Origin of the sequence: Empedobacter sp. UBA5987 (assembly GCF_002429865.1) — a bacterium.
GTDB classification, from domain to species: domain Bacteria; phylum Bacteroidota; class Bacteroidia; order Flavobacteriales; family Weeksellaceae; genus Empedobacter; species Empedobacter falsenii_B.
The window spans coordinates 80,447-105,332 of record NZ_DJBB01000047.1; the positions used below are offsets into that span (position 1 = coordinate 80,447).

General features: G+C 32.2%; 23 protein-coding genes. 11 read left to right on the plus strand and 12 right to left on the minus strand.

The annotated features are described in order from the left end of the window. The first annotated feature begins 1 nt into the window (after position 1). Positions 2–472: a hypothetical protein gene (locus B3J26_RS07310; RefSeq protein WP_280036948.1), complete on the plus strand. Its 471-nt coding sequence runs from the start codon at positions 2–4 to the stop codon at positions 470–472. Positions 473–505: 33 nt separating this feature from the next. Here B3J26_RS07310 and B3J26_RS07315 read toward each other — a convergent pair whose 3' ends face one another. From B3J26_RS07315 to kdsA, 4 genes are all read right to left on the minus strand, one after another. Further along, positions 506–1,084 (minus strand): adenylate kinase, encoded by a 579-nt coding sequence (locus B3J26_RS07315; RefSeq protein WP_125350758.1) that lies wholly within the window; start codon positions 1,082–1,084, stop codon positions 506–508. 6 nt (positions 1,085–1,090) lie between these two features. Next, positions 1,091–1,627 (minus strand): hypoxanthine phosphoribosyltransferase, encoded by a 537-nt coding sequence (hpt, locus tag B3J26_RS07320; protein WP_038333090.1) that lies wholly within the window; start codon positions 1,625–1,627, stop codon positions 1,091–1,093. Between the two features lie 60 nt (positions 1,628–1,687). After that, positions 1,688–3,049: an oxygen-independent coproporphyrinogen III oxidase gene (gene hemN / locus B3J26_RS07325; protein ID WP_291073994.1), complete on the minus strand. Its 1,362-nt coding sequence runs from the start codon at positions 3,047–3,049 to the stop codon at positions 1,688–1,690. 73 nt (positions 3,050–3,122) lie between these two features. Beyond that, positions 3,123–3,932 (minus strand): 3-deoxy-8-phosphooctulonate synthase, encoded by an 810-nt coding sequence (gene kdsA, locus B3J26_RS07330; protein ID WP_291073996.1) that lies wholly within the window; start codon positions 3,930–3,932, stop codon positions 3,123–3,125. Positions 3,933–4,008: 76 nt separating this feature from the next. Between kdsA and B3J26_RS07335 the strand changes: the two genes are divergently transcribed. Together B3J26_RS07335 and B3J26_RS07340 are read left to right on the plus strand one after the other, a co-directional pair. Beyond that, positions 4,009–4,242: a uroporphyrinogen decarboxylase gene (locus B3J26_RS07335; RefSeq protein ID WP_115001637.1), complete on the plus strand. Its 234-nt coding sequence runs from the start codon at positions 4,009–4,011 to the stop codon at positions 4,240–4,242. An 18-nt stretch (positions 4,243–4,260) separates the two neighbouring features. After that, positions 4,261–5,379, plus strand: a complete 1,119-nt coding sequence (locus B3J26_RS07340) for a glycosyltransferase (RefSeq protein ID WP_280063386.1) — start codon at positions 4,261–4,263, stop codon at positions 5,377–5,379. Between the two features lie 13 nt (positions 5,380–5,392). Here the strand turns inward: B3J26_RS07340 and B3J26_RS07345 are convergent, their stop codons facing one another. From B3J26_RS07345 to rpmH, 4 genes are all read right to left on the minus strand, one after another. Next, positions 5,393–6,214, minus strand: coding sequence for a 2OG-Fe(II) oxygenase (locus tag B3J26_RS07345; RefSeq protein ID WP_280051062.1), 822 nt, complete (start codon positions 6,212–6,214; stop codon positions 5,393–5,395). Between the two features lie 10 nt (positions 6,215–6,224). After that, entirely contained in the window at positions 6,225–7,340 is a 1,116-nt protein-coding gene (locus B3J26_RS07350) for a glycosyltransferase (protein WP_185144468.1), read from the minus strand. An 80-nt stretch (positions 7,341–7,420) separates the two neighbouring features. Beyond that, complete coding sequence (locus B3J26_RS07355; protein WP_038333079.1) at positions 7,421–8,113, minus strand: cell division ATP-binding protein FtsE; 693 nt, start codon at positions 8,111–8,113, stop codon at positions 7,421–7,423. A gap of 82 nt (positions 8,114–8,195) precedes the next feature. Continuing rightward, positions 8,196–8,354, minus strand: coding sequence for a 50S ribosomal protein L34 (rpmH, locus tag B3J26_RS07360; protein ID WP_019974979.1), 159 nt, complete (start codon positions 8,352–8,354; stop codon positions 8,196–8,198). 364 nt (positions 8,355–8,718) lie between these two features. Between rpmH and gyrA the strand changes: the two genes are divergently transcribed. From gyrA to B3J26_RS07375, 3 genes are all read left to right on the plus strand, one after another. Next, positions 8,719–11,292, plus strand: coding sequence for a DNA gyrase subunit A (gene gyrA / locus B3J26_RS07365; protein ID WP_291073999.1), 2,574 nt, complete (start codon positions 8,719–8,721; stop codon positions 11,290–11,292). A gap of 3 nt (positions 11,293–11,295) precedes the next feature. Continuing rightward, on the plus strand, positions 11,296–12,492 hold the full coding sequence (locus B3J26_RS07370; RefSeq protein WP_291074000.1) for a tetratricopeptide repeat protein: 1,197 nt from the start codon (positions 11,296–11,298) through the stop codon (positions 12,490–12,492). Between the two features lie 133 nt (positions 12,493–12,625). Further along, a complete protein-coding gene (locus tag B3J26_RS07375) occupies positions 12,626–13,534 on the plus strand; it encodes an IS110 family transposase (RefSeq protein WP_291074002.1) in 909 nt (302 codons plus the stop codon). Between the two features lie 67 nt (positions 13,535–13,601). Here B3J26_RS07375 and surE read toward each other — a convergent pair whose 3' ends face one another. Beyond that, positions 13,602–14,366, minus strand: coding sequence for a 5'/3'-nucleotidase SurE (gene surE, locus B3J26_RS07380; protein WP_038333074.1), 765 nt, complete (start codon positions 14,364–14,366; stop codon positions 13,602–13,604). A gap of 193 nt (positions 14,367–14,559) precedes the next feature. Here surE and B3J26_RS07385 point away from each other — a divergent pair, with 193 nt between their 5' ends. The 3 genes from B3J26_RS07385 (at position 14,560) to B3J26_RS07395 (ending at position 18,390) form a co-directional block, all read left to right on the plus strand. Beyond that, positions 14,560–16,632: a carboxy terminal-processing peptidase gene (locus tag B3J26_RS07385; protein ID WP_291068975.1), complete on the plus strand. Its 2,073-nt coding sequence runs from the start codon at positions 14,560–14,562 to the stop codon at positions 16,630–16,632. Next, positions 16,632–17,744, plus strand: a complete 1,113-nt coding sequence (locus B3J26_RS07390) for an ABC transporter permease (protein ID WP_280049842.1) — start codon at positions 16,632–16,634, stop codon at positions 17,742–17,744. Before B3J26_RS07385 ends, B3J26_RS07390 begins: the two co-directional genes overlap by 1 nt. Positions 17,745–17,865: 121 nt before the next feature. After that, complete coding sequence (locus tag B3J26_RS07395; protein ID WP_038333068.1) at positions 17,866–18,390, plus strand: hypothetical protein; 525 nt, start codon at positions 17,866–17,868, stop codon at positions 18,388–18,390. A gap of 132 nt (positions 18,391–18,522) precedes the next feature. Here the strand turns inward: B3J26_RS07395 and B3J26_RS07400 are convergent, their stop codons facing one another. From B3J26_RS07400 to B3J26_RS07410, 3 genes are all read right to left on the minus strand, one after another. Beyond that, positions 18,523–18,906 (minus strand): HU family DNA-binding protein, encoded by a 384-nt coding sequence (locus B3J26_RS07400; protein WP_038333067.1) that lies wholly within the window; start codon positions 18,904–18,906, stop codon positions 18,523–18,525. A 145-nt stretch (positions 18,907–19,051) separates the two neighbouring features. Next, a complete protein-coding gene (locus B3J26_RS07405) occupies positions 19,052–20,320 on the minus strand; it encodes a serine hydrolase domain-containing protein (RefSeq protein ID WP_291074005.1) in 1,269 nt (422 codons plus the stop codon). A gap of 88 nt (positions 20,321–20,408) precedes the next feature. Beyond that, positions 20,409–21,152 (minus strand): TrmH family RNA methyltransferase, encoded by a 744-nt coding sequence (locus B3J26_RS07410; protein WP_115001648.1) that lies wholly within the window; start codon positions 21,150–21,152, stop codon positions 20,409–20,411. A 4-nt stretch (positions 21,153–21,156) separates the two neighbouring features. Between B3J26_RS07410 and B3J26_RS07415 the strand changes: the two genes are divergently transcribed. Beyond that, positions 21,157–23,760 carry a BamA/TamA family outer membrane protein gene (locus tag B3J26_RS07415; protein ID WP_291068964.1) on the plus strand — a complete coding sequence of 868 codons (2,604 nt, stop codon included), beginning with the start codon at positions 21,157–21,159 and terminating at the stop codon, positions 23,758–23,760. Positions 23,761–23,797: 37 nt separating this feature from the next. After that, positions 23,798–24,865: a class II fructose-bisphosphate aldolase gene (gene fbaA, locus B3J26_RS07420; RefSeq protein WP_115001650.1), complete on the plus strand. Its 1,068-nt coding sequence runs from the start codon at positions 23,798–23,800 to the stop codon at positions 24,863–24,865. Positions 24,866–24,886 lie beyond the last annotated feature (21 nt).

Genomic DNA, 24,886 nt, shown 5'->3' on the forward strand with positions numbered 1-24,886 from the left:
TATGACTCCAAATTATATAGATTTAGGATTATCATCTCCTATGAGTGTTGAATTGAGAAAATTAGTCGAAGAACAATTAATTGTTGACTTAAAATACTATGATGTAAAATCTGATAATTTAAAATTTGATTGGTCAAATAGTTGTATTGAAGGTCATCTAAGTAACCATCTTAATAGCTCTTTAGAAAATTACTCAGAAATTTATGTATATGATAATTCTAACAATTTAATTGCAGAAGGTTGGATGGATTATATAAATAGTTCTGAATATTTAGATAAATCTACTTTTTTTATAACGTACTGGGATAATGTAATAATTTGGAACAATAAAGAGAAACTATTTGAAAAATTAGAATTTGGTATTCCTAATCATATTTGGGAGAAAATTCCTGAAAATCTAAAAAAATTCTTGAAAAATGATAAACTGAAAAAAATTCAGCTTGACAATAATAAAAAAGGATTCTCAAAATGAGAATCCTTTTTATTTTATAATGTAAAAGTCGTTTTATAAAACTTCTTTAATTGCTGCGTTCAATTTTTCGGTAATATCTTCAATAGAACCTACTCCATCAATCTCAACCCATTTTCCTTGCGCTTTGTAGTGTTCTGCTACAATTGCAGTTTTCTCGTAATATTCTGTAATACGATCGCGGATAATTTTTTCGTCCACATCATCAGCACGACCAGAAGTTTTTCCGCGTTCTAATAAACGTTGAACCAAAATTTCGTCATCCACAACTAATGCTAATGTAATCGAAACTTCGCTTTCGTATTTATCTGCTAAGATTTTATCTAAAGCTTCTGCTTGAGATGTTGTACGTGGATATCCATCAAAAATGTATCCTTGCGCATTTGGATTGTTATCTAAATGATCAACCAACATATTTGTTGTTACCTCATCTGGAACTAATTGTCCCTTGTCCATGTAAGATTTCACAAGAGCGCCTAATTCTGTTTCATTTTTAAGGTTGAAACGAAATAAGTCTCCAGTAGAAATTTGAGGAGTTTGGTACTTTTCTTCTAAAAATTTAGCTTGTGTTCCTTTACCACTGCCAGGAGGTCCGAACAATACAATGTTTAGCATTTTGTTTTAATGTTTTATTTGATAAATATCTGGTAAATTTCTTCCTAATCCGTCAAAATCTAATCCATAACCTACTACAAATTTATCAGGAATAGAAATTCCTACTAAATCTACCTTTAAATCTTTTTTGTAAGCATCTGGCTTAAATAATAAAGTTGCTACTTTTAATGATTTTACCTTTTTCTCTTTCAAGATTCGGTGCAACTCTACTAACGTATTACCTGTATCTACAATATCTTCTAAAATAATTACGTGACGTCCTTCAACATTCATCGGAATATCCATCTCAATAGTAATTTTCCCTGTTGATTCTGTTCCTTCGTAAGATTTTAATTTCAAGAATGAAATCTCACATTCTCCTTGATATTGTTTTAAGAAATCGCTGAAGAACATTACAACTCCGTTTAATACACCAACAAAAATCGGTCTTTCGTCTTTGTATTCTTCGTAAACTTCGTTTGCCATATTTTTGATGGCGTGTTCTATTTCTTCAAAAGCGATGTACGGAATAAATTTTTTACCGTGAATTTCTATTTCTTTCATTGTTTGAGATATTCAAATATATACTTTTTTTGATAAAGTTTAAAACATTTATCTATTTTATTAGATTGTCATTGAGAAAATGCGTGTTTCTGGCTCGTTATCTATCATTCTCTTATCGAATGTCATACACACATTTCGAACGTATGGACGTCCTTCTTCTTTTACGATCAAACCATTTTCTACAAATTCAATCAAATTATCGTCAACCATATCTTGTAACATAGTTTTGATACGATCTACATCATCAAATTTCATGTTATCATCAGCCCAAGAAGTTTCTAAATTACACATTAAATTTAGAATATGACGACGCATAATCAAATCTTCTTCTGATAATATATGTCCTTTGAAAACGGATAATTCTCCGTTATTGATTGATTTTTCGTACTCTTCTACTGTCTTCTCGTTTTGTGCAAAACTATACCAAGAATCACTGATAGAAGAAACTCCTAAACCAACCATTAATTGTGTTTTCGAAGAAGAATATCCCATAAAATTACGATGTAATGTATGGTTTTTCATCGATTGATACATCGAGTCTTGTTCTAAGGCAAAATGATCCATTCCAACTTCGAAATAGTTCATTTCCTCGAACATTTTCTTTCCTTCTTCATATAATGCACGTTTCAATTCTGGTGAAGGCAAATCATCGTCCTGAAAACCACGTTGTCCAACACCTTTTATCCACGGCACATGCGCATAACTGTAAAACGAAATACGATCTGGATTTAATTCTTTTGTCAAATTAATAGTTTCCATCATTCCTTCCATTGTTTGATGTGGAAGACCAAAAATCAAATCGTGAGAAATCGATGTAAAGCCAATTTCGCGCGCTTCTTCTGTTGCTCTTTTCACATTCTCGAAAGGTTGAACACGATTAATTGCTTCCTGAACTTTCAGATCATAATCTTGTACACCATACGAAATACGTCTAAAACCTAAATCGTATAAAGCCTGTAAATGCTCTTTTGTTGTGTTATTTGGATGACCTTCTAAACTAAATTCGTGTCCTTCGGCAACATCCGCATATTCAAAAATACCATCAATTAATTTCTTCAAATTTTCTGGAGAGAAAAACGTTGGTGTTCCTCCTCCTAAATGAATTTCTTTAATTTTTGGTCGAGATGAAAATAAATCCACATATAATCTCCATTCTTTCAAAACTGTATCAATATACGGAACTTCTACCGAATGTTGTTTCGTAATACGTTTGTTACATGCACAAAACGTACACAACGACTCGCAATAAGGTAAATGAATATAAATTGATATTCCTTCTTCTACATTACTTTCATCGAAAGATCGTTGAAAAGTTTCAATCCAACCTTGTTTAGTAAAATCATCATTGTCCCAAAACGGAACAGTTGGATAACTTGTGTAACGAGGTCCTGGAATATTATATTTCTGAATTAAATTATCCATTATCTAAAAAAATTAAAAATACTTAATCAACTTGACTAAGTATTATTTAATAAATTTTCTTTAAAAATTATTTTTATAGAATTGCCTGACGAACTCTAACCAATTTCGTTAATAAGTCTTCTAACAAATCTAATTGTAACATGTTTGCACCGTCACTTTTTGCGTTTTTAGGATCTGGATGCGTTTCGATAAAAATACCATCAGCACCAACAGCAATTCCAGCTTTCGCAATTGTTACGATTAATTCTGGCTTTCCTCCCGTTACACCTGAAGCTTGATTTGGTTGTTGCAAAGAATGTGTGATATCTAAAATAACCGGTGCATAATTTTGCATCACAGGAATTCCACGATAATCTACTACTAAATCTCCGTAACCTAGCATAGTTCCACGCTCGATAATTGCAACATTATTATTACCAGAATCTGTTACTTTTTCTACAGGAAATTTCATTGCTTCAGGCGAAAGAAATTGACCTTTCTTCAATGTAACATGTTTCCCTGTTTGTGCAGCTGCAACTACTAAATCGGTTTGACGAACCAAGAAAGCAGGAATTTGTAGCACATCTACATAAGCCGCCGCCATTTCTGCATGAAAAGGTTCGTGAATATCTGTAGTTGTTGGAACATCAAAAGTTTCTCCAACTTTTTGAATAATTTTCAATGCTTTTTCATCTCCAATCCCTGTAAAACTATCAATACGAGAACGATTTGCTTTTTTGAAAGATCCTTTAAAAACATAAGGAATCTCTAATTTATCAGTAATTGTTACTACTTTTTCAGCAATTCTCAAAGCCATATCTTCACTTTCGATGGCACATGGACCAGCAAGTAAAAAGAAGTTTGGCGAATCTTTGTGTTTTATCTTTGATAAAGTTTCTATCATTGTGCAAATTTACACAAAGTTATCGACTTATTTTTCATAATTTTGCCTATACTTTATCATTCTTATTTATCGTTTTATGGATTTTTTATCTAACATTGGTATAGCTGATATTTTTGGCTATCTTGCTTCAGTCTTTATTGTACTAGCATTCTTTTTTTCGAAGATTACAATTATCCGCATTATCAATGCAATTGGTTGTGTATGTTTTGTAATTTATGCTGCTATGATCGAGGCTTGGCCAGTCCTTATTCCAAATGCGATTTTATTTTTAGTTCAGGCGTATTATATCATCTTCAAACCTGGAAAATAATCTTCAAAAACCATAAAATTGAAAATCCTATCTGCTGTACTAAATAATATTGAAACGGATCAAAGATTAGATAAAGTTTGCCATTCTTTGTTAAAATTTGGATACGATGTAGAATTGATTGGCGCGACTATAAACGGAAGACCAGAATTGAATAAACCGTACAAGACATTTTTGATGGAACAAAAGAATCAATCAACAATGAAAAAGTATGCTGAATTCAATTACAAATTATTTTTCACTTTACTTAAAAAAGCGGATAAACAAACTATTTTACTAGCGAATGATTTAGATAGCTTACTTCCTTTTTATTTGGTAAGTAAAATCAAAAAAATTCCTTTAGTTTTTGATAGTCATGAAATTTATTCAGAATTACCATCATTACACAATCGTCCTAAAACAAAAAAAGTTTGGAAAACTTTAGAACGTTCTCTTGTTCCAAAAATCAAGTATTTTTATACAGTAAGTGATGGATATGCCAATTGGTTTCGCAAGGAATATGGTGCTAATCCGGCTGTGATTAGAAATGTTCCCAACCGAACAAAACTTAACGATAAACAAGATTTAATTTTCTTTCGCTTACCCGAAAATCCAACAAACGATAAAATATTATTGTATCAAGGCGCAATTAACATGAGTCGAGGAATTGACAAAATGATTGAAGCGTTTAAACACATTGATAATTGTCAATTTTGGATTGCTGGCGAAGGACCTAAAAAAACTGAATACGAACAATTGGTAAAAGATTTTAACTTGACTAATCGCATTCATTTTTTAGGAAATATTCCCCCAAAAACTTTAAAAACTATAACACCTTTAGCTGATGTAGGAATGAGTATGGAAGAAGATTTAGGATTAAGCTATCGCTACGCTCTACCGAATAAATTATTTGACTTTATTCAAGCTAGAGTACCAGTTTTAGCAACAAATTTACCTGAAATCAAAAAAATGGTCGAAGAATATAAAGTTGGAAAAGTGATTGACAATCACGAACCAAAACATTTGGCTGAAAAACTACAAGAAATCTTAAACGAAGGAAAAAGAAGTTACCAAGAAAACCTTGCAAATGCTGCAAATGAACTTTGTTGGGAAAATGAAGAATTAAAATTGAAGGAGATTTTTGAAAAAATAAAAAAGTAGATTAAATTTTAATCTACTTTTCTTCTTTTTTATAAATATGTGGATTTTCCACTACTCCTTTTTTAAATACTTTTCTAACACCCATTCTTAAAGCATTATCAACTTGTAAAACTTGATCCAAAACCTTTTGCTCTGGACGACCTCTAAACGAAGTCACATGAAAGGAATCTGTCTCTCTTAAAGGTTCTTTAGAAAAATAATAATTTGAAACACATTTTCTAAAACCTTCAAACTTTATTGGAGAAACCGAATGCAAAGAATCATTATGCGTTGCCATTACTGCTAATCGATTGAATTTACTAAAAATTGTAATCTGATCATTTTTCAATCCATTTGGCCAAATTTCTAAATTACCACCATATTCTTCTTTCCAGTCTGGCGTTACATAATACAATAAATTCAACACACGCCACAATTCTCTTTTCGCATCGTGAGAATTATCCAAATGAGGCTGCAAAAATTGACGATTTCCCATCATAGACAAACCTCCAGCATACAAAGATGAATCTGGAATAGGTTGTTTTATTTCGCAAATCTCAGCAATCAAATTTACGATTCTTTCATCTTGAAAAGCGTAAATAATTTCTTCTAAAATAGGATGATATTGATCCATTTGAACAGCAATATATTTATCTTCTTTCAAACTTTTTTTCAACACCATTTCTTTTTCTTGTGGAAAAACTTGATTTATCTCCAAAACTAATTCTTCTGGCAATAGATCATCAACCCAAAAATAACCGATCTTATCTTTGCTACTATTGTATTGTTGACTTATTTCTTCCTTTTGATCAATTAATCGTTGTAAAATTATATCTGCGAATTGATTTCTGTTCATAATCATAAAGTTAATTAAAAATTTGTTTCAAAATAATTTCGGCATTCAATTTATCATTCAAATCATATTCAAGTGTTTCAATATATTCTTTTGATGCTAAAAATGATTGATCTTTTAAATGATTAATAGCTTTTATCAGCTCTGATTTATTCGAAACTTGAACACAAAGTCCACTAATTTTCTCGTCATCTATCACATTTTCATTTATTATCGAAAAACGACTATTGAATAATGCATTTATCACTTTTAGTTTTGTTCCAGATTCCTGAAAAGACCACGCTATATTGAGATGTGCTTTTTCGAAAAGATTTTTCAAATGATCAAAATCTTTCAATTTAACAAATTGTATACGAGGATAATTTTTAATTTTTTCTTTTACCCAATTCTCTCTAGAACCTGAAGCAATAACGAAAGGATAATCAATTCCTTTAAACACTTCTATCAAAAAATCGACTACTTTACAATTGTCCGAAGCTCTCAAATCACCATGATATAAAGCAAATTCTCCTTTTTCACTTAGTGATTGAAAAGTTTCATTTCCATGAAAAACAGGCACAAATTTTCCTTTATTATATTTTTCTTGAATATAATTTTGTTCAAATTTAGAGAGTGTAAAAACTTCATCAAACTGATGGATGATATTTTCGTATTGAATATATTTTTTTGCCTCAATATAAAACAATGCTTTTTTTACCAGATTCTTCTCGCTTTCAGCTAATCCAGAAAAATAATTTTGTTCAATATTATGTAATCGCAAATATTTAGAATAACCTTCAAGGTTATATTTATTCAAAATAAATGTTGTTTTTAGACTTTCAAAAAATATAGGTGCTTTCAACGATTTAATTCGTTCATACAATAATTTGCTATCCCTCGATTTTACTGAAATAGGATATTTCTGAAAAATATAATAAGGCATCTGATGTATTGGATAAAAATAAACTTCTTTAGCATATTTCCTTAAAACATCTCTTTCTGTTTCGTTAAACCCAAACAAATGTAAATGAATTTCAATCCCAAGTTGATGAAATGCTTTCAATTTATAAAAAACATCTATAACACCTCCATAATTGGGAGGAAATGGAACATCCATACTTATAAAATGAAGTTTATTACCTTGATACATTAGTTAGTTAATTATTTAACAAAAAAAAGAGTCTACAACTAAGTAAACTCTTTCTTTAAAATTATATTGTGTAATTTATCTTATTCTGATATCGCTTCCGCAACTTCAAATAATCTTCCGTCTTCACAACGCACTTTACGCGCAGGATAGCGACGAATAATTTCATAATCGTGTGTAGCCATCAAAACTGCACAATTATTTTCTTTCGATACCGACAACAATAAATCCATAATATCATTTGACGTTTCTGGATCTAGGTTTCCTGTAGGCTCATCTGCTAAAATTAATTCAGGATGATTTAATAAAGCACGAGCTATAGAAACACGCTGTTGTTCTCCTCCAGAAAGACGGAAAGGCATCATTTTCTTTTTTGACAACATCCCTACCGAATCTAAAACCTCATCAATACGTTTATCGATTGTAGCCTTATCTTTCCAACCTGTTGCTTTCAAAACGAACGTCAAATTTTGCTCAACTGTACGATCTGTTAACAATTGGAAATCTTGGAAAACAATTCCTAAATGTCTTCTAAGATCAGGAATCTTACTTGTTTTCAATGATTTCAAATCCATTCCAACCACAGAACCTTGTCCCGATTGAAGCGGCAAATCACCATAAAGCACTTTCAATAAACTACTTTTTCCACTTCCTGTTTTTCCGATTAGGTAAACAAATTCTCCTTCGTTAAGTGTGAAATTAACGTCAGATAATACTAAATGATTTCTTTGATATATAGATGATTGACTTAACTCAATTACATTTTTAGCTTCCATACTTTCTACAGTCTTTAAAACAAATGTAAAAAAAAAGCTTGAAAGAACGACCTTCAAGCTTATTTTTTATGAATTGTAGCGATTATCTTTTAGCTCTTACTTCACTAACAGTTAATGCTTTTCTTCCTTTCTTTCTACGAGCAGCTAATACTTTGCGCCCGTTTTTAGAAGCCATACGCTCACGGAATCCGTGTTTGTTTCTTTTTTTTCTGTTACTTGGTTGAAATGTTCTCTTACTCATCTTTACTAAGTTTCTAATCCATTACTCGAATGGGTTGCAAATATACAGTTATTATTATTAATTCAAAAATCAAATTGATAGAAAATTACAAAAAAGCTGAATTAATAGTAAACCGCGTTCCGTTCTACACTTTGTAATTTTCGAAGTGCAAATATAAAAACATTTTTTTGTTAAGCAAGAGAAAATTAAAACAATAACAATTAAAACTTATCAACAATATCATTTGCGAAGATCAAACGAAGCTATTTTTAGAAGGATTAGAAAAGTTTCCTTAAAACTTTCATAAAACATCAAATATCTTGTTTTTATCAGTCTTTTTTTAGCTTAAAATTCGTATATTAGCCACCTTATATAACAAAACAATATGACTGAAGGAGAAAGACTAATCCCAATTAACATTGAGGATGAAATGAAATCCGCTTACATCGATTATTCGATGTCGGTAATCGTATCTCGTGCGCTTCCGGATGTGCGTGATGGTTTAAAACCTGTACACCGTAGAGTATTATTCGGAATGTATGAATTAGGTGTTTTTTCTAATCGTTCTTACAAAAAGTCGGCACGTATTGTAGGGGAAGTTTTAGGTAAATTCCACCCACACGGCGACAGTTCTGTTTACGACACAATGGTACGTATGGCGCAACCTTGGTCTTTGCGTTACTTATTGGTTGACGGACAAGGTAACTACGGTTCTGTAGATGGTGATCCACCTGCTGCAATGCGTTATACTGAAGCAAGACTTCAAAAAATTTCAGACGAATTATTAGCTGATTTAGATAAAGAGACAGTTGACTTTCAACTAAACTTTGACGATACTATCCAAGAACCTACTGTATTACCTACTCGCGTTCCAAACTTATTAGTAAATGGTGCATCTGGTATTGCAGTTGGTATGGCAACAAATATGGCGCCACATAACTTAACAGAAGTTATTGACGGAACAATTGCTTACATCGACAATCGTGAGATTACAATTGACGAATTAACACAATACATCAAAGCACCCGACTTCCCAACAGGAGGTACAATTTATGGTTACGATGGTGTAAAACAAGCTTTCGAAACTGGACGTGGACGTGTTGTTTTACGTGCAAAAACTAATTTCGAAGAAGTACATGGTCGCGATTGTATTATTGCTACAGAAATTCCTTATCAAGTTAACAAAGCAGATATGATTGCAAAAACTGCTGAGTTAGTAAAAGATGGTAAATTAGATGGTATTTCTGAAATTCGTGACGAATCTGACCGTAAAGGTATGCGTATCGTTTATGTCCTTAAAATGGATGCGGTTCCTAACGTTGTTTTAAATAAACTATATAAATTTACTCAATTACAATCATCTTTCAGTGTAAATAATATTGCCTTGGTAAAAGGAAGACCAGAGCAATTGAACTTGAAAGATATGATTTATCATTTCGTAGAACACCGTCACGAAGTGATTGTTCGTCGTACGGAATATGAATTGAGAAAAGCACAAGAAAGAGCTCATATCTTAGAAGGTTACATGAAAGTAATCGGTACACAAGATGATCTTGATCGTGCAATTAAAATCATTCGCGAATCTGCAACACCAGACGAAGCGCGTACAGGATTAATGGAAGCTTTCGAGTTATCAGAAATTCAAGCACGTGCAATTTTAGATCTACGTTTACGTACATTAACTGGTCTTGAGATTGATAAAATTCGTGAAGAGTACGAAGAAATCATGAAAATGATTAACCACTTGAAAGATATTTTAGCAAACGAAGATTTACGTATGCAAATTATCAAAGATGAGTTATTAGAAGTTCGTAAAAAATATGGTGACGAACGTCGTACAGATATCGATTATGCAGGTGGAGATTTAAATATCGAAGATTTAATTCCTGATGAGCAAGTTGTTTTAACAATTTCTCACATGGGTTACATCAAACGTACACCACTTTCTGAATACCGCAAACAATCTCGTGGAGGAGTTGGTAACAGAGCCGCTACAACACGTGACGAAGATTTCTTAGAGTATATGGTTTCGGCATCTAACCACCAATACATGTTATTCTTTACAGAAAAAGGAAAATGTTTTTGGATGCGTGTATACGAAATTCCAGAAGGTTCTAAAACATCTAAAGGTCGTGCAATTCAGAATTTGATTAACATCGAGCCAGATGATAAAGTAAAAGCATATATCCTTACACACGATTTAATGAACGAAGAATACGTAAATAATAATTACGTAATCATGGTAACTAAAAATGGTATCATCAAGAAAACATCTTTAGAAGCTTATTCTCGTCCACGTGTAAATGGTATCAACGCAATTACAGTTCGCGAAGGTGACACATTATTAGAAGCATTATTAACAGATGGGAAATCTCAAATCATGATCGCTTCTAAATATGGTAAAGCTATCCGTTTCGAAGACGAAAAAGTTCGTCCAATGGGCCGTACAGCTTCTGGAGTTCGTGGTATCAATTTAGGAGATCAATCAGATAATGAGGTTATCGGAATGATTGTTGTGACTGATGTAGAAAAAGAAACTGTATTAGTTGTTTCTGAACAAGGTTACGGAAAACGTTCTTCTATCGAAGATTATCGTGAAACAAATCGTGGTGGTAAAGGTGTAACAACTCTTAATATTACTGATAAAACAGGAAAATTAATCGCGATTGAAGCTGTTACAGACGAAGATGATTTAATGATTATTAATAAATCTGGAGTTGCAATTAGAACTGGTTTAGATGAAATTCGTGTAATGGGTCGTGCAACGCAAGGTGTTCGATTGATTAACTTGAAAAAGAACGATGAAATTGCAGCAATTGCAAAAGTACAAGTTGAAGAAGAATTGGAAGACGAAGTAGAACTTGATGAAGAAGGAAATCCAATTGTTGTAGAAAACACAAACGAAAACAACGAAACTCAAGCAGAAGAAACACCTGCTGAGGATCCAAATAATGAATAATCAATGAAAAAATTATTATTTAGTTTAGGATTAGTTTTAGCAATGTCAACATCATTCGCTCAAACTAACACAGAAGAATTAACGACAGAACCTACAGTTTTAGCTGAAAAATATAATAAATCAGCAAAAGAAAACTTAGCTAAAGGTGACGTTACAAAAGCAAGTCAAGATTTAGCAAAATTATCTAAATACGAAAACGGTAAAGTTTGGCAAGTCAAAAATAAAGACTCTAAAAAAGACGAATTTTACTATTCTCAAGCCGATTTAGATAAAGCTACAGCTGGTGGTAATTACGCAAAAGCAAAAGAAGTTGCTTTGCAACCAAAATATGGTTTCTTGTTGCAATCTGAGGTTTCTAATTTAGCAAACAAAGAATTAGACGCTGCAAACAAAGCAATGGACGCAAAACAATTTGCTGAAGCTGGAACAAAATTCTTAAATGTTTTCAACTTAGTTGAAGCTTTAGGTACAAAAGAAGATATCTATAAATACCAAGCGGCAATCTGTTTTTACAATGCAAATGATTACGATAAATCGTTAACGATTTTGAAAGAATTAGCAGCAAAAGGATTCACTGGGAAATCAGCTAATCAAACAAAAGATTACAACCGTGATATGTATGTTTTAGCTCTTAATGGATTATACAATGCAAAAAAATACGATGCAATCGTAGAAGAAGCAACTACAAAATATCCAAAAGATGCTGACATCAACAATATCGCAACTGGAATTTACCAAGTTTCTGGAAACGCTGATAAAATGACAAAACGTATCGAAGAAGCGATTAAAATCAATCCAAACGATGCGCAAAATTATTACAACTTAGGTGTTTTATATTTAGATGACGCTTCTAAAGCAGCAGAATCTAAAAACTTGTTTAAAAAAGCGATTGAATTAAACCCTAAACATTTCGAGTCTTATAACAATTTAGTTTTAGCTATTTTGCAACCAGACAAAGAAATTGTTGAAACTATGAACAACAATTTAGGAACATCTAAAAAAGAGAAAGAAGTTTACAACGCAAACGAAGCAAAACGTAAAGCTTTGTTTACAGAAGCAGCTCCTTATCTTGAAAAGATGTACGAAATTCAACCAGAAAATCGTCAAGTTATTCGTAACTTAATTCAAGCTTACAAAACGTTAGGAAACGATCAAAAAGAAAATTTTTATCGTGATGCTGAGAAAAAATTAGTAAAATAATTATTTCAATATAACACAAAAAAAAGGACTTCAATTGAAGTCCTTTTTTTATACTTTGTCAGGCTGAATTTACTTCAGCTTCTCATCAATTTGTATCATGTGATTCTGAAACGAGTTCCTTTANNAAAATGGAGTGAATCGTTTTGATACTATTGCTAATACTGAAAAAGCTATCAAATCTTTTTTGAAACAATTTGTTAAGAGACAAAATATTCTAATTGGAATGGAGAATACAGGGAGATTTAACATCCTTCTTTACAACGTATTAATTCAACATTCTTTTGCTGTTTATGTCATCAATCCTTTGCATTTGAAAAAAAGTATGGGATTAGTTAGAGGTAAAAATGATAAAATTGACAGCGAACGTATTGCTGTATTTTTACTTAAAAATTATATGGATCTTCAACAGTGGAAGCCTAATTCGAAAGTCATTGAAAAGATAAAATTATTGAATGCTGAAAGAAAACATCGCGTTAAAATAAGAGCAGGATTACTAGCTCAAGCAAAAGATGAACAATTCTTAAAATCAACTATGGATAAAGCTGTATTACGCTTAAACACTAAGCTTATTGATGTCTTAACGAAACAAATTAATGAAATAGAAGAAAGAATCTATCAATTAATTAACGAAGATGAACAGCTTCATAATCATTATAAAAGAATACAATCAATTCCTGGTGTAGGAAAAGTTTTAGCATTTAATATGTTGATTAAAACAGATGGTTTTACAACCATAAATACACCTAGACAAATGGCTTGCTATGCTGGAATAGCTCCATTTGATTTTCAATCTGGAACTTCCATAAGGCGAAAACCGAAAGTTTCATCAATGGCTGATAAAGATTTGAAGAAACTATTGCATTTAGCTGCAATGAGTGCTATTCGTTTAGATAATGACTTGGCTATTTATTATCATCGAAAGGTAGAAGAAGGGAAAAATAAAATGTCGGTCTTAAACGCAGTCAGAAATAAAATAATTCACAGAATTTATGCACTAATTAAAAATCAAAATATTTATAAAAATAACTTGGTTTTGTCATAGAAATCAGAATGACAACGAACTTAGAACTTAGAACTTAGAACTTAGAACTTAGAACAAATCTACAAATCTACAAATCCCAATTTCTTAAATCTGGTAAAAAATGATGGGCTGTCAAATCATAACGAACTGGCACAACAGAAACATAACCTTCCTCTAAAGCACGTTCGTCTGTATCTTCACCTTTGTCAAGATTTTTAAACTCTCCACTCATCCAATAATACGTTCTTCCACGAGGATCTTCACGTTTATCAAATTTTTCTTCCCATTTAGCATCAGCTTGACGACAAACTTTTATTCCTTTTATTTCATGTTCTTTCAACTTCGGAATGTTCACGTTCAACACCACACCTTTTGGTAATTTATGTTTTAAAACTTGATCAATAATTGTTTTAATAAATTCTTCTCCAGCTTTAAAATCTGCATTATAAGCAAAATCACACAACGAAAAACCAATCGCAGGAATTCCTTCAATTCCAGCTTCTACAGCAGCAGACATTGTTCCCGAATAAATCACATTCACCGACGAATTTGATCCGTGATTAATTCCCGAAATACACAAATCTGGTTTACGAGGCAAAATTTGCGAAACAGCCAATTTCACACAATCCACTGGCGTTCCAGAACACGCATACTCTTTTACATCTTCATCAACTTCTATTTCATCGCAAAACAATGTCGAATTTATTGTCACCGCATGCCCCATTCCACTTTGCGGACTATCTGGCGCAACAACATAAACTTCTCCAAATCCTTTTGCAATCTCTATCAACGCTCTTATTCCAGGCGCAGTTACTCCATCATCATTTGTAACTAAAATTAGCGGTCTTTCCATATTTTATTCTTACTTTTATTCATCATTTTTACAAATGTAAAAAACTTCCTTCTAATTTCTTTTTTGTTTTATATTTGAAGGAGTCTTAAATTATTAATTTATATAATACCAACGCAATATGTTAATTAAAAAAACGTATGTATTACTATCGTTTTTATCAATGAGTTTGCTTGCTTTTTGCTTTTGCAAACCCATGTTAGACACAGATGAAGAAAGAGAAAAGTTAATCGTAAAAAATACACGAAACACCCTAACTTACCTACATTACAAACCTGCTACTGTAGATGATAAATTTTCGGAAAATGTTTTCAATAAATATTTAGAATACATTGATCCAAGCAAACGTTTTTTATTGCAATCTGATTATGATCTATTCAAAAAAGATTATCACAATTTAGATGATTATTACAAATCAGAAAACTTAGGTTTCTACAATTCTACTGTTGACACAATCTACAAACGTATTGCTGACGCTGAAAAATATTCGATGGATGCCTTGTCAAAACCTTTTGATTTCAATCAAAAAGAGAATTTCAATATCGATTATAAAACATCAAAATTCGCGAAAGATAAAAACGAATCGAAAGATTTATGGCGCAAATATTTGAAATATAACGTGATGTTAGAAATCATTTCAATGCAAGACGAATTAAAAGGTCAAAAGAAAGATACATTAGACAACTCTTCTTCTATAAAACCTGTAAAAGATCCTTTGGCAGATGAGAAAAAGAAAATCACAAAAGATACTCCTTTTGCAGAAGTAGAAAAGATGGCGCGTGAAGAAGTTAAAGACTTGATTTCTGACTATTTTCGTCGTATAAAACAGACAAAACGCGAGAATTATTTTTCTATTTACATGAACTCGTTCACAGAACAATACGATCCGCACACAACATACTTCTCTCCAACAAGTAAAGAGGATTTCGAATTCGAAATGTCTGGACAAATGGAAGGAATTGGAGCCAAAATACAAGACAAAAGAGGTTACGCTACAATTGCTGAATTAATTGTTGGCGGACCAGCTTGGAAGAGCAATAAATTAGAAGTAGGTGACAAGATCATTAAAGTTGCACAAGGGAAAAATGGTGAAGCTAAAAACATCGTTGGGATGATTTTGAGCGATGCTATTCGCCTAATTAAAGGGAAGAAAGGAACAGAAGTTGTCTTGACTATTCAGAAAAAAGACGGTTCTCAACAAACAATCTCTTTGATTCGTGAGGTGATTGAATCGGAGGAAGTGTTTGCTCGCTCATCTGTTATTACGGACGAGAAAGGAGATAAATACGGAATCATCTATTTACCTGAGTTCTACACTCCAATGGGAAAAGAAGGCGGACGTTATCCTTCGGATGATATCAAGAAAGAAATTGATATATTGAAGAAAGAAAACATCAAAGGTCTTGTCTTCGATGTTAGAAACAATGGAGGAGGTTCTCTTGAAGAGGTAGTTAAAATCTCTGGATTATTCATCAATCAAGGACCAATTGTTCAGGTGAGACGTTCGGACGGAATGCTTAAAATTCACGAAGACAAAGATAATTCTATCGCATACGACGGGCCTTTAGTAGTAATGGTTAACGAGCTTTCTGCATCTGCGTCAGAAATTTTTGCAGCAGCAATGCAAGACTATGGTCGCGCTGTTATCGTGGGTTCACCGCAAACCTTTGGTAAAGGTACTGTACAAACAATCTTGCCTTTAGACCGTCAGTCGGGAAGTGATGAATTAGGAGCTATTAAGTTAACAATACAAAAATTTTACCGAGTAAACGGAGGGTCTACACAATTGAAAGGAGTTCAATCGGACATTGCATTAGTTGATCAATTCACTTACGAAGATATCAGCGAAGCTTCTCGTCCAGAAGCCTTGAATTGGGATCAAATCAAACCATTGGTTATTGCAAAATGGCCTTCTGCTTTCGATTTAGCGAAGATTAAAGCGAACAGTAAAACTCGTTTGGCAAATAATGCTCACTTAGCTTTAATGAACGAAAGTTTCAAGTTCATAAAATCAATGGAAGATGTAAAAGAGATTCCTTTGAACTTAGAAGACTACAAAACGTACCGTAAAACTCGCGAAGATAAAATCAAGAAATTTGAAGCTTTAGACAAGTATAAAAACAATTTCAAATTTACAATGAATCAAAACGATTTGGCAACTACTAAAACAGATACTGTGCTAAAAGCTAAACGTAACAATTGGTTCAAAGGAATGCAAAAAGACTTTTATTTAAACGAAGCTGTTAACGTTTTAAGAGACATTAAATAATGGAACAAGAAAACGGTTCATTTTCTCATATTGTATTCAATAAATTAAGAAAGAACACCCTTGGTGTTCTTTCTTTTAGTGTAATAGTATTAGCTGCAATCATTTCTATTTTTGCTTATGTCTTTGCGTCCGACAAAACGGAAAATGCAAACAGACAAGACCTAACCATTGCATATTCACCTATAGGTTATCAGCAAAAAACAATCGAAATCCCTTTACCTAATTATTCAGGAAAAACGAACTTTTCTGATTTTATATTCGGGAAAGAGATCGATACCGAACAAATAAGTATCACATCTTACAAAAGAGATGGACAAAGCATTACTTATGTTCCATATATAGGGAACGGACTAAGTGGTGAAGCAGTAAAGATAGATTTGTCAACTTGGACAAAGCATAACATCAAAACGCAAGATATAGAGAAGGATTTTATCTACACAAAAACCTATTTACTTGGAACAGATTCTTACGGAAGAGACTTTTATTCGAGGTTAATTATCGGGACAAGAATTTCTTTTCTTATCGGGTTTATCGCTGTTTTCATTTCATTAGTTGTCGGAATCTCCTTGGGTGCTCTTGCAGGTTATTACAAGGGACGAACAGATAACATTATAATGTGGTTGATAAATGTTGTGTGGTCTATCCCAACTTTACTATTGGTTATTGCAATTACCTTAGCTATTGGAAAAGGATTTTGGCAGATATTTATCGCAGTTGGACTAACGATGTGGGTAGAAGTTGCACGTGTAGTTCGTGGACAATTCCTATCGTACAGAGAAAAAGAATTCGTAGAAGCGGCAAAAGCTTTAGGTTTTTCAGACGCAAGAATTATCTTCAACCAAATATTACCTAATGTCATTGCTCCTATTATCGTTATATCTGCTGCCAATTTTGCTTCGGCAATTTTAGTAGAAAGCGGTCTTAGTTTCCTTGGAATTGGCGCACAACCTCCTACTCCGTCTTGGGGAAACATCATCAAAGAACATTATAATCATATTATTTTAGGAAAACAACATTTGGCAATTCTACCGGGATTAGCTATTATGTTATTGGTTCTTGGGTTTAATATCTTTGGGAATGTATTGCGAGATATTATGGATATTAAGCAGTAAAAAATATAGATTTTAATAACTTACAAAGCTGTTAAATATAATTATTTAGCAGCTTTTTTATTCAATCAAACAATATTAACTACGATTAACTTGTTATACTAAAACTGATTAATCATTAGTTATGCTAAAAAAATATTTTATTTTCTTATTATTTCTACCTATATCTACAACTATTTTTTCTCAAGAATATATATTCAAAAACACATGCTATATAGGAGGAGAAGTACACACTCAATCTTTTGACACGATAAAATCTAAAGAAAAACTAGATTTAGTATTCTATAATAAACATTTTAATTCTTATACTCCTACCTTTTTTCCTAACCAATTAGTCACTAAGAAAAAGCAAATAAAACCTCGTATATCAAAGACTAAAGAAGGATATATTGTTGAATATTTCAATGAAAAGAATCAATTAATAAAGTATTCTTATGATATGCAACCAGGTAATTTTGATGTACATATTGTTTATTCTAATAAAGATTACCCTGTATTTTTAGTTGAATCATTTTTAAATCTTGGTCATGTTGATAATTTAATTAATTCATTATCTTATAACTTAAAATATAATACAAAAGGAGAAATAATTTATATAGAAATGATTGATTATAATAAATATATATGTGAGTTAGAAAAAATCAATTAATCTATTTTACAAAACCTCCTTATCTTTTATATAAAACATAAGGAGGTTTTAAACAAAACGTCAAGTGGTTTTAATGAAAACCACTTGACGTTTTTTATTTACTTCTATTAGAAGTTAGAAAAATTATCTTAACTATTTCTTTTTCTCATATTTTAAAGTAGCTAAAGTATCTCGTAAATCTAGACCAGGTCTAAAAAGTATTTTAGCACTTTTTATAGAAGCAGAATTTACTTTGTTCATTACATCCATTCCTTCGCTACTAATACTTATTTGAAAAGAACCAAAATCTCCCAAGCGAACAATCTTTCCATCAGACAAATGTTTCGATAACATTTTAGCCAAATCAATTAATGTTGCATATACATCACTCTCACTAATAGATGAGGTTTGCGCAATTTCTTTACTCAAATTTCGAAGTGATACTTCACCATCTGCAATAGAATTTGCGTAGAACTTTTTAGGCCCCGTAGGATCTCCTGGGTAAGCCTTCTGAATAACGTTGTATTTTACAGCCATAATTAAAAGTATTTATAAATTAAGAGTTAATTAACTCTAATTTAATACTTTATATTTAATTAACAAAATAAAACTATTGATTATCAATAAAATACATTATAACACAAAAATAAAAAAGGCTTCCATATATAAGGAAGCCTTGCTATTATCTTGAAACTTTGGTCGAAAGTTTTGCTGTTGTTTTTGGTACAATTGGTTGTTTATGCAACCTCATCGAGTCTTTATTAGGTGCTTTTAACGGATAAGTTCCTGTAAGTCCAGCCAATTTGAATGCACTATATATATTCTTATTCTGCTTGTTTCCTAATGCAATTACCGTAAATTGATTGTTAACATCGTGTACAAAAACGGTGTTATTCCCGTGCCACCAACCATTGTGATACAATAATTTTTTACCATTGTCATATTCTAACAAACGCATTCCAAGCCCATAATTTTTGAAACCTTTCTGCTCGTAACTATATCCTTGGAAAGCTTTTTTCTTAATATTCTTCGGTAAGAAATCATCTGAATACATGGCTACATCTAACTTGTACAAATCTCTTGGCGTTGAGTAAATATTTTTGTCTCCATACGTGCGGTCAAAATCATCCCAAGCCCACTCGTAACCATTGTATTTGTAAGAACGTGCTACTGTATCTTTATCGCGATCATACTCAAAAACAAAGGTATGATTCATCTCAAGAGGGTCAAAAACCATGTATTTCATCGCTTTCGGATAAGGCATTTTCATAATCTTTTCGATTACTAAAGCAAGGAAAGCGAAGTTGGTGTTCGAGTAATAAAACCCTTTGTCTGCGGGACGAATTTGTTTAACGTCAAATTCTCTAAAGATATCTAACACATCTTGATTAGAAATTGGTTTCTCGCGATCCATCATTACCTTCTTGTTATTCCACAAAACGTTGGCATAATTTGGCAAACCGCTGCGGTGATTTAGCAAATTACGAACCGTGATATCATCGTAAGGAAAACCTTCTAATATTGTATTTACTTTTTGATCTAATTTGATTTTACCTTTCTCGACCAGCTTAAGTATCGCCATAGATGTAAAAACTTTCGAGATAGATGCTATGTGAATAGGCGTTTCGGCAGTGATTGGACGCTTATGTCTTTCGTCTGCCATCCCTTGATATTGCTCTAAAAGTACTTGCCCATTCTTCACAACCAACAAACCTCCGCTCACTTTTCCGTCAACCCAAAAGTCTTTGTAATAAGTGTTTAGTTTATTTCTGTAATCATTAAGTTCTGCTTGTGTGTACTTCATTGGCTTGAAATCTGCTTTCCAATCCAACGAATCATAGCGCAAAGCATGCGGATCCTTCTTTCTAAGTTCTTCTTTTTGTTCGTTTTTCTTGCTACAGCTTCCCATAAACAGCATTGCAGAAGCAAGAACAACCGCTACATATTTCATGTGTTTTTTCTTAATCTTATTGTTTGTTTCTACTAAAGTATATATTTATTTGTGGAATAGTTACCCGTTTATAAACATTAAGTTTTTTTTATGATTTGTGCGAAAGTTGAGACTTAAACTCGCCTAAGATGACACTTGTTGCAACAGCTACGTTGAGACTTTCGGTAGAACCATTTTTCCCAAAGAACGGAATACTTAGTTTGTTTGTCGTTAACTTCTCGATTTCTGGAGAAATTCCATTCGCTTCGTTCCCCATTACCAAGATACCTTCTTGTGGAAGTGTTTGTTCATAAATAGATTCTCCTTCCATAAAAGTCCCGAAAATGTTTCCTTTATAGTCAGACAAGTATTTCTCCAAATCGATATAATGAACTTTCACTCGTGTAAAAGAGCCCATTGTCGACATCACAACTTTTGGGTTGTACATATCAACAGATTCTTTGGTACACAAAATATCCTCTACACCAAACCAATCAGCCAAGCGGATAATTGTTCCTAAATTACCTGGATCTCGAATATCATCCAAAGCAATACTTAAACCATTCAACTTGATGTTTTCGTTATAATTAGGTAATTCACAAAGTGCTAAACCTACATTCGGAGTAGTTAAGAAACTGATCTTTTTCAAGTCTTTTTCTTCAATAAAAGTCTTTTTGATATGTGTAGCTTCTGGCCAAAAGTCTTCAGTTATAAATAATTCTTTAATATTTATAGAACTTTTTATAACTTCCCCAATATTTTTAACACCTTCTACGACAAACAAATTATATTTTTGTCTATATTTTTTAGAACCCAGAGAAGTTATTATCTTAATAACGTTATTTGATAACATATTTATGCAAAAAAAAATTACAACAAATATAACACTTATCTCTTGTTTAGGATTACTTTTTTATAGCTGTAGTACAACTAAGAAAGTTCCTGAAGGAGAATATTTGTTTGTAAAGAACAAATTTATCTACGATAAAGAGGATCCAGATATTAAGAAGAAAAAAACTATAATCAACAAAGATTTAAGTGATTATGTGAAACAAAAGCCAGCTGGTAAGTTCCTTGGTTTTTTCCCTCTTTGGCAATGGGTTTACAATTGGTCTCCTGCGAAATTTGATGAAACTTTTCAGGAATATTATAGACAAGATGCTTCGGTTCGTAACCAGAAATTATTGGATAGTTTACTAACGAAGAATAACCTAAGCGAATATGTTGGTCACAGTTTATGGAAAGAACGTCTTTATTATAGTCAAGGTGAAGAGCCAGTTTTGTTGGATGAACAACAATCAGAATTTTCGGCAAAGAACTTAAATCGATTATTTCATGATAAAGGTTATTTCGATTCGAAAGTAGCTGTTTCCTATGATAAAGATTCTGTTGCAAAAAAAGCAGAAACAATTTATGATATTAAGTTAGGTGAACCTTCTTATATCGAAACATATGATCAAAAAATAGCTGATCAAAAAATAGAAGAATATCTTAATTCTCCTCTTGGAAAACAAACTGTTTTGCATGCTGGAGATCAATATAATTTTGACAAATTTGAAGAAGAACGTGATCGTATCATCGATTTGTTAAAGAATAGAGGTTACTATGATTTCAATGATTCGGGCGAAGATTTATATTTTGAAGCGGATACATTAAAAAGTAACAAACGCCTTGATGTAACGATGTTTATTGATAAATATATTCAAGATTCTTTGAAAACGGATAGTATTACACCTTTTACGCAATACCGTTTTGGGAAGATAAATATTTATGCAGATTCTCGCAGTTTTGTTGATGATGAAAGTAAATTAATCAAAGAAGAATATAAAGATTATAACGTTTTATATACAAAAGAACCAGAATATCGACCAAAATATTTTACAGATGCATTTGTAATTCGTCCTGGTCAACTATATCGTCAACGACAAGAACTTCAGACAAAACGTAATATTTTCAAGAAAGAAAACATTAACTTACATGGATTCAGAATTAATAAACAAGATTCTATCCTAAATGTAGACGTTTTCTTTACACCAAAAAAGAAATATGACTTGAATCTCTTTGTCGAAAGTTATGCTTCTCGCTATATGAACTTTGCAATTTCTCCCGGAATGACTTTAACTTCGAGAAATCTATTTGGAGGAGGAGAAAATTTAGAAACAACTTTGAAAGGAACTTTAGGTTCTGTCAACAAAGATTTCTCAATGAATAAAGCATTCTTAAATGCTTACGAAATCGCTATCGAAACAAAGTTGAAATTTCCTTATTTATTAACACCAATTAATCTTGATAATATTTTACCAAAACGTTTTACTGCCGAATCTGCTATTCGAATGAATGCAAGTACGCAGAAAAATGTAGGTTTAGACAAAACGACTTATGGTTTTGGTTTTGATATGGATATTTCGAGTTCGGAGTTTCAACACAAAGTTTCTTTGTTTAACACAGAATTTATTAGTAACCGAAAAAAAGATCGCTATTATGAAGTGTTTACAAAAGATAATAATACAAAAAACGAAGTAAAAGATTTATACTACGCATACAATCCTAATGCACCAATTTATCTAACGGACGATGAATTAACAGACGCAATCGAGGCTGACAAAGGATTCCAAAGTTCATTAACTGGAGAAAACGCAAAGTTGTATGTTGATTTTGAGAATATGTTATATAGAAAAGCTAATATTTCCCAAAATGTATTAATCAACTCTTTTATCTATCAATTTACATTTAATCAAGAAAATTCATTTCGACCAAAAAGTAATCCTTGGTTTATTCAAGCGAGAATTGAATTAGCCGGAAATGTATTAAGAGGTTTAGACAAAGCTTTTGGCTTTAATAAAGCTGAACCTGATCGAGACGGAAATCAAGCAGGTTTGATCTTTGGAATTCCTTATTCTCAATTCGTAAAATTTGATGTGGATGTTAGACGAAAATTCAAATTAAATTCAAACTCTAGCGTAGCGGGACGTTTCTTATTCGGAATCATTCAACCATATGGAAACTCAGATGTTGCACCCTTCGTAAGAAGTTATTCGGCTGGAGGAGCAAATGACGTTCGTGGTTGGGCGCCGTTAACTTTAGGTCCTGGAAGTAAACCACGTATCGATTCTAAAAATCAAAGTTTAGAATTTGAAAGCATGAAATTGTTATTCAATGCTGAATATCGCTTCAATCTTTTTGGAAGTTTGGAAGGTGCATATTTTCTTGATGCTGGTAATATTTGGGGTGTTAATAAAAATCGTCCAGAAACATTATTTAAGTTCAAAGATTTTTACAAAGAATTCGGAATTGGTTCTGGATTAGGTTTCCGTTATCACATTGGTACGTTTGCAATTGTAAGATTTGATTTAGGTTACAAAATTTATGACCCTTCTTACGAATTGGGTGATCGCTGGCAATTTGACAATTTTAATTTGCTTAAACCAAGAATCCACTTCGGAATTAATTATCCTTTCTAAAAAAACATCTATATTTGTTTCACAAAATACTAACATAATGAGCAGAAAATTTCCTGCCGGTGTTGCTACCGGTTCATTAGTTCAAGACATTATCAATGATGCAAAAGCAAATCAATACGCTTTACCAGCGTGTAATGTCATCGGTTCAGATACTATTAACGCTGCAATGGAAGCTGCAGTTGAAGTAAACTCTCCAGTTATTATTCAATTTTCTAACGGAGGTGCTGCTTTTAATGCTGGAAAAGGATTAAAAGGAGAAAATCAACTTTCTGCTATCAAAGGTGCTATTGCGGGAGCAAAACATATTCACACTTTAGCTGAGTCTTACGGAGCTACTGTAATTTTACATACAGACCACTGTGCAAAAAAATTATTGCCTTGGATTGATGGAATTATGGACGCTAACGAAGAACATTTTAATAAATTCGGAAAGACTTTATTTAGTTCTCACATGTTAGATTTATCTGAAGAGCCTTTAGAAGAAAACGTAGAAACGTGCAAAAGATACTTAGAAAGAATGTCTAAAGTTGGAATGACTTTGGAGATGGAATTAGGTATTACAGGTGGAGAAGAAGATGGTGTTGACAATTCTAATGTTGACAATTCTTTATTATACACTCAACCAGAAGAAGTTGCTTACGTTTACGAAAACTTAAAATCTATTTCTGATAATTTCTGGATTGCAGCAGCATTTGGTAATGTACATGGTGTTTACAAACCAGGAAATGTTGTTTTGACTCCAAAAATTTTAGATAACTCTCAAAAATACATCAACGAAAAGTATGGTGTAGACAACGCTGTAAACTTCGTATTCCACGGAGGTTCTGGTTCTACTTTAGAAGAAATTAGAGAAGCAATTAGCTACGGAGTTATCAAAATGAATATTGATACAGATTTACAATATGCATTTATGGAAGGAATTCGTAAATATTTTGACGAAAATGCAGCTTATTTACAAGGACAAATTGGAAATCCTGAAGGTCCAGAATCTCCTAACAAAAAATATTATGATCCACGCGTGTGGTTAAGAGCTGGAGAAGTTACTTTTAAAGACAGATTAATTCAAGCTTTCCACGATTTAAATAATGTTAATACTTTAGGATAATCTTTTTACTAAGATTATTCT

What these genes read in the sequence shown, in the direction of transcription:
- B3J26_RS07310 (WP_280036948.1), top strand. Translation starts at nt 2, where the DNA reads ATGACTCCAAATTATATAGATTTAGGATTATCATCTCCTATGAGTGTT.
- B3J26_RS07315 (WP_125350758.1), bottom strand. Translation starts at nt 1,084, where the DNA reads ATGCTAAACATTGTATTGTTCGGACCTCCTGGCAGTGGTAAAGGAACA.
- hpt (WP_038333090.1), bottom strand. Translation starts at nt 1,627, where the DNA reads ATGAAAGAAATAGAAATTCACGGTAAAAAATTTATTCCGTACATCGCT.
- hemN (WP_291073994.1), bottom strand. Translation starts at nt 3,049, where the DNA reads ATGGATAATTTAATTCAGAAATATAATATTCCAGGACCTCGTTACACA.
- kdsA (WP_291073996.1), bottom strand. Translation starts at nt 3,932, where the DNA reads ATGATAGAAACTTTATCAAAGATAAAACACAAAGATTCGCCAAACTTC.
- B3J26_RS07335 (WP_115001637.1), top strand. Translation starts at nt 4,009, where the DNA reads ATGGATTTTTTATCTAACATTGGTATAGCTGATATTTTTGGCTATCTT.
- B3J26_RS07345 (WP_280051062.1), bottom strand. Translation starts at nt 6,214, where the DNA reads ATGAACAGAAATCAATTCGCAGATATAATTTTACAACGATTAATTGAT.
- B3J26_RS07350 (WP_185144468.1), bottom strand. Translation starts at nt 7,340, where the DNA reads ATGTATCAAGGTAATAAACTTCATTTTATAAGTATGGATGTTCCATTT.
- B3J26_RS07355 (WP_038333079.1), bottom strand. Translation starts at nt 8,113, where the DNA reads ATGGAAGCTAAAAATGTAATTGAGTTAAGTCAATCATCTATATATCAA.
- rpmH (WP_019974979.1), bottom strand. Translation starts at nt 8,354, where the DNA reads ATGAGTAAGAGAACATTTCAACCAAGTAACAGAAAAAAAAGAAACAAA.
- gyrA (WP_291073999.1), top strand. Translation starts at nt 8,719, where the DNA reads ATGACTGAAGGAGAAAGACTAATCCCAATTAACATTGAGGATGAAATG.
- B3J26_RS07370 (WP_291074000.1), top strand. Translation starts at nt 11,296, where the DNA reads ATGAAAAAATTATTATTTAGTTTAGGATTAGTTTTAGCAATGTCAACA.
- surE (WP_038333074.1), bottom strand. Translation starts at nt 14,366, where the DNA reads ATGGAAAGACCGCTAATTTTAGTTACAAATGATGATGGAGTAACTGCG.
- B3J26_RS07385 (WP_291068975.1), top strand. Translation starts at nt 14,560, where the DNA reads ATGTTAGACACAGATGAAGAAAGAGAAAAGTTAATCGTAAAAAATACA.
- B3J26_RS07390 (WP_280049842.1), top strand. Translation starts at nt 16,632, where the DNA reads ATGGAACAAGAAAACGGTTCATTTTCTCATATTGTATTCAATAAATTA.
- B3J26_RS07395 (WP_038333068.1), top strand. Translation starts at nt 17,866, where the DNA reads ATGCTAAAAAAATATTTTATTTTCTTATTATTTCTACCTATATCTACA.
- B3J26_RS07400 (WP_038333067.1), bottom strand. Translation starts at nt 18,906, where the DNA reads ATGGCTGTAAAATACAACGTTATTCAGAAGGCTTACCCAGGAGATCCT.
- B3J26_RS07405 (WP_291074005.1), bottom strand. Translation starts at nt 20,320, where the DNA reads ATGAAATATGTAGCGGTTGTTCTTGCTTCTGCAATGCTGTTTATGGGA.
- B3J26_RS07410 (WP_115001648.1), bottom strand. Translation starts at nt 21,152, where the DNA reads ATGTTATCAAATAACGTTATTAAGATAATAACTTCTCTGGGTTCTAAA.
- B3J26_RS07415 (WP_291068964.1), top strand. Translation starts at nt 21,157, where the DNA reads ATGCAAAAAAAAATTACAACAAATATAACACTTATCTCTTGTTTAGGA.
- fbaA (WP_115001650.1), top strand. Translation starts at nt 23,798, where the DNA reads ATGAGCAGAAAATTTCCTGCCGGTGTTGCTACCGGTTCATTAGTTCAA.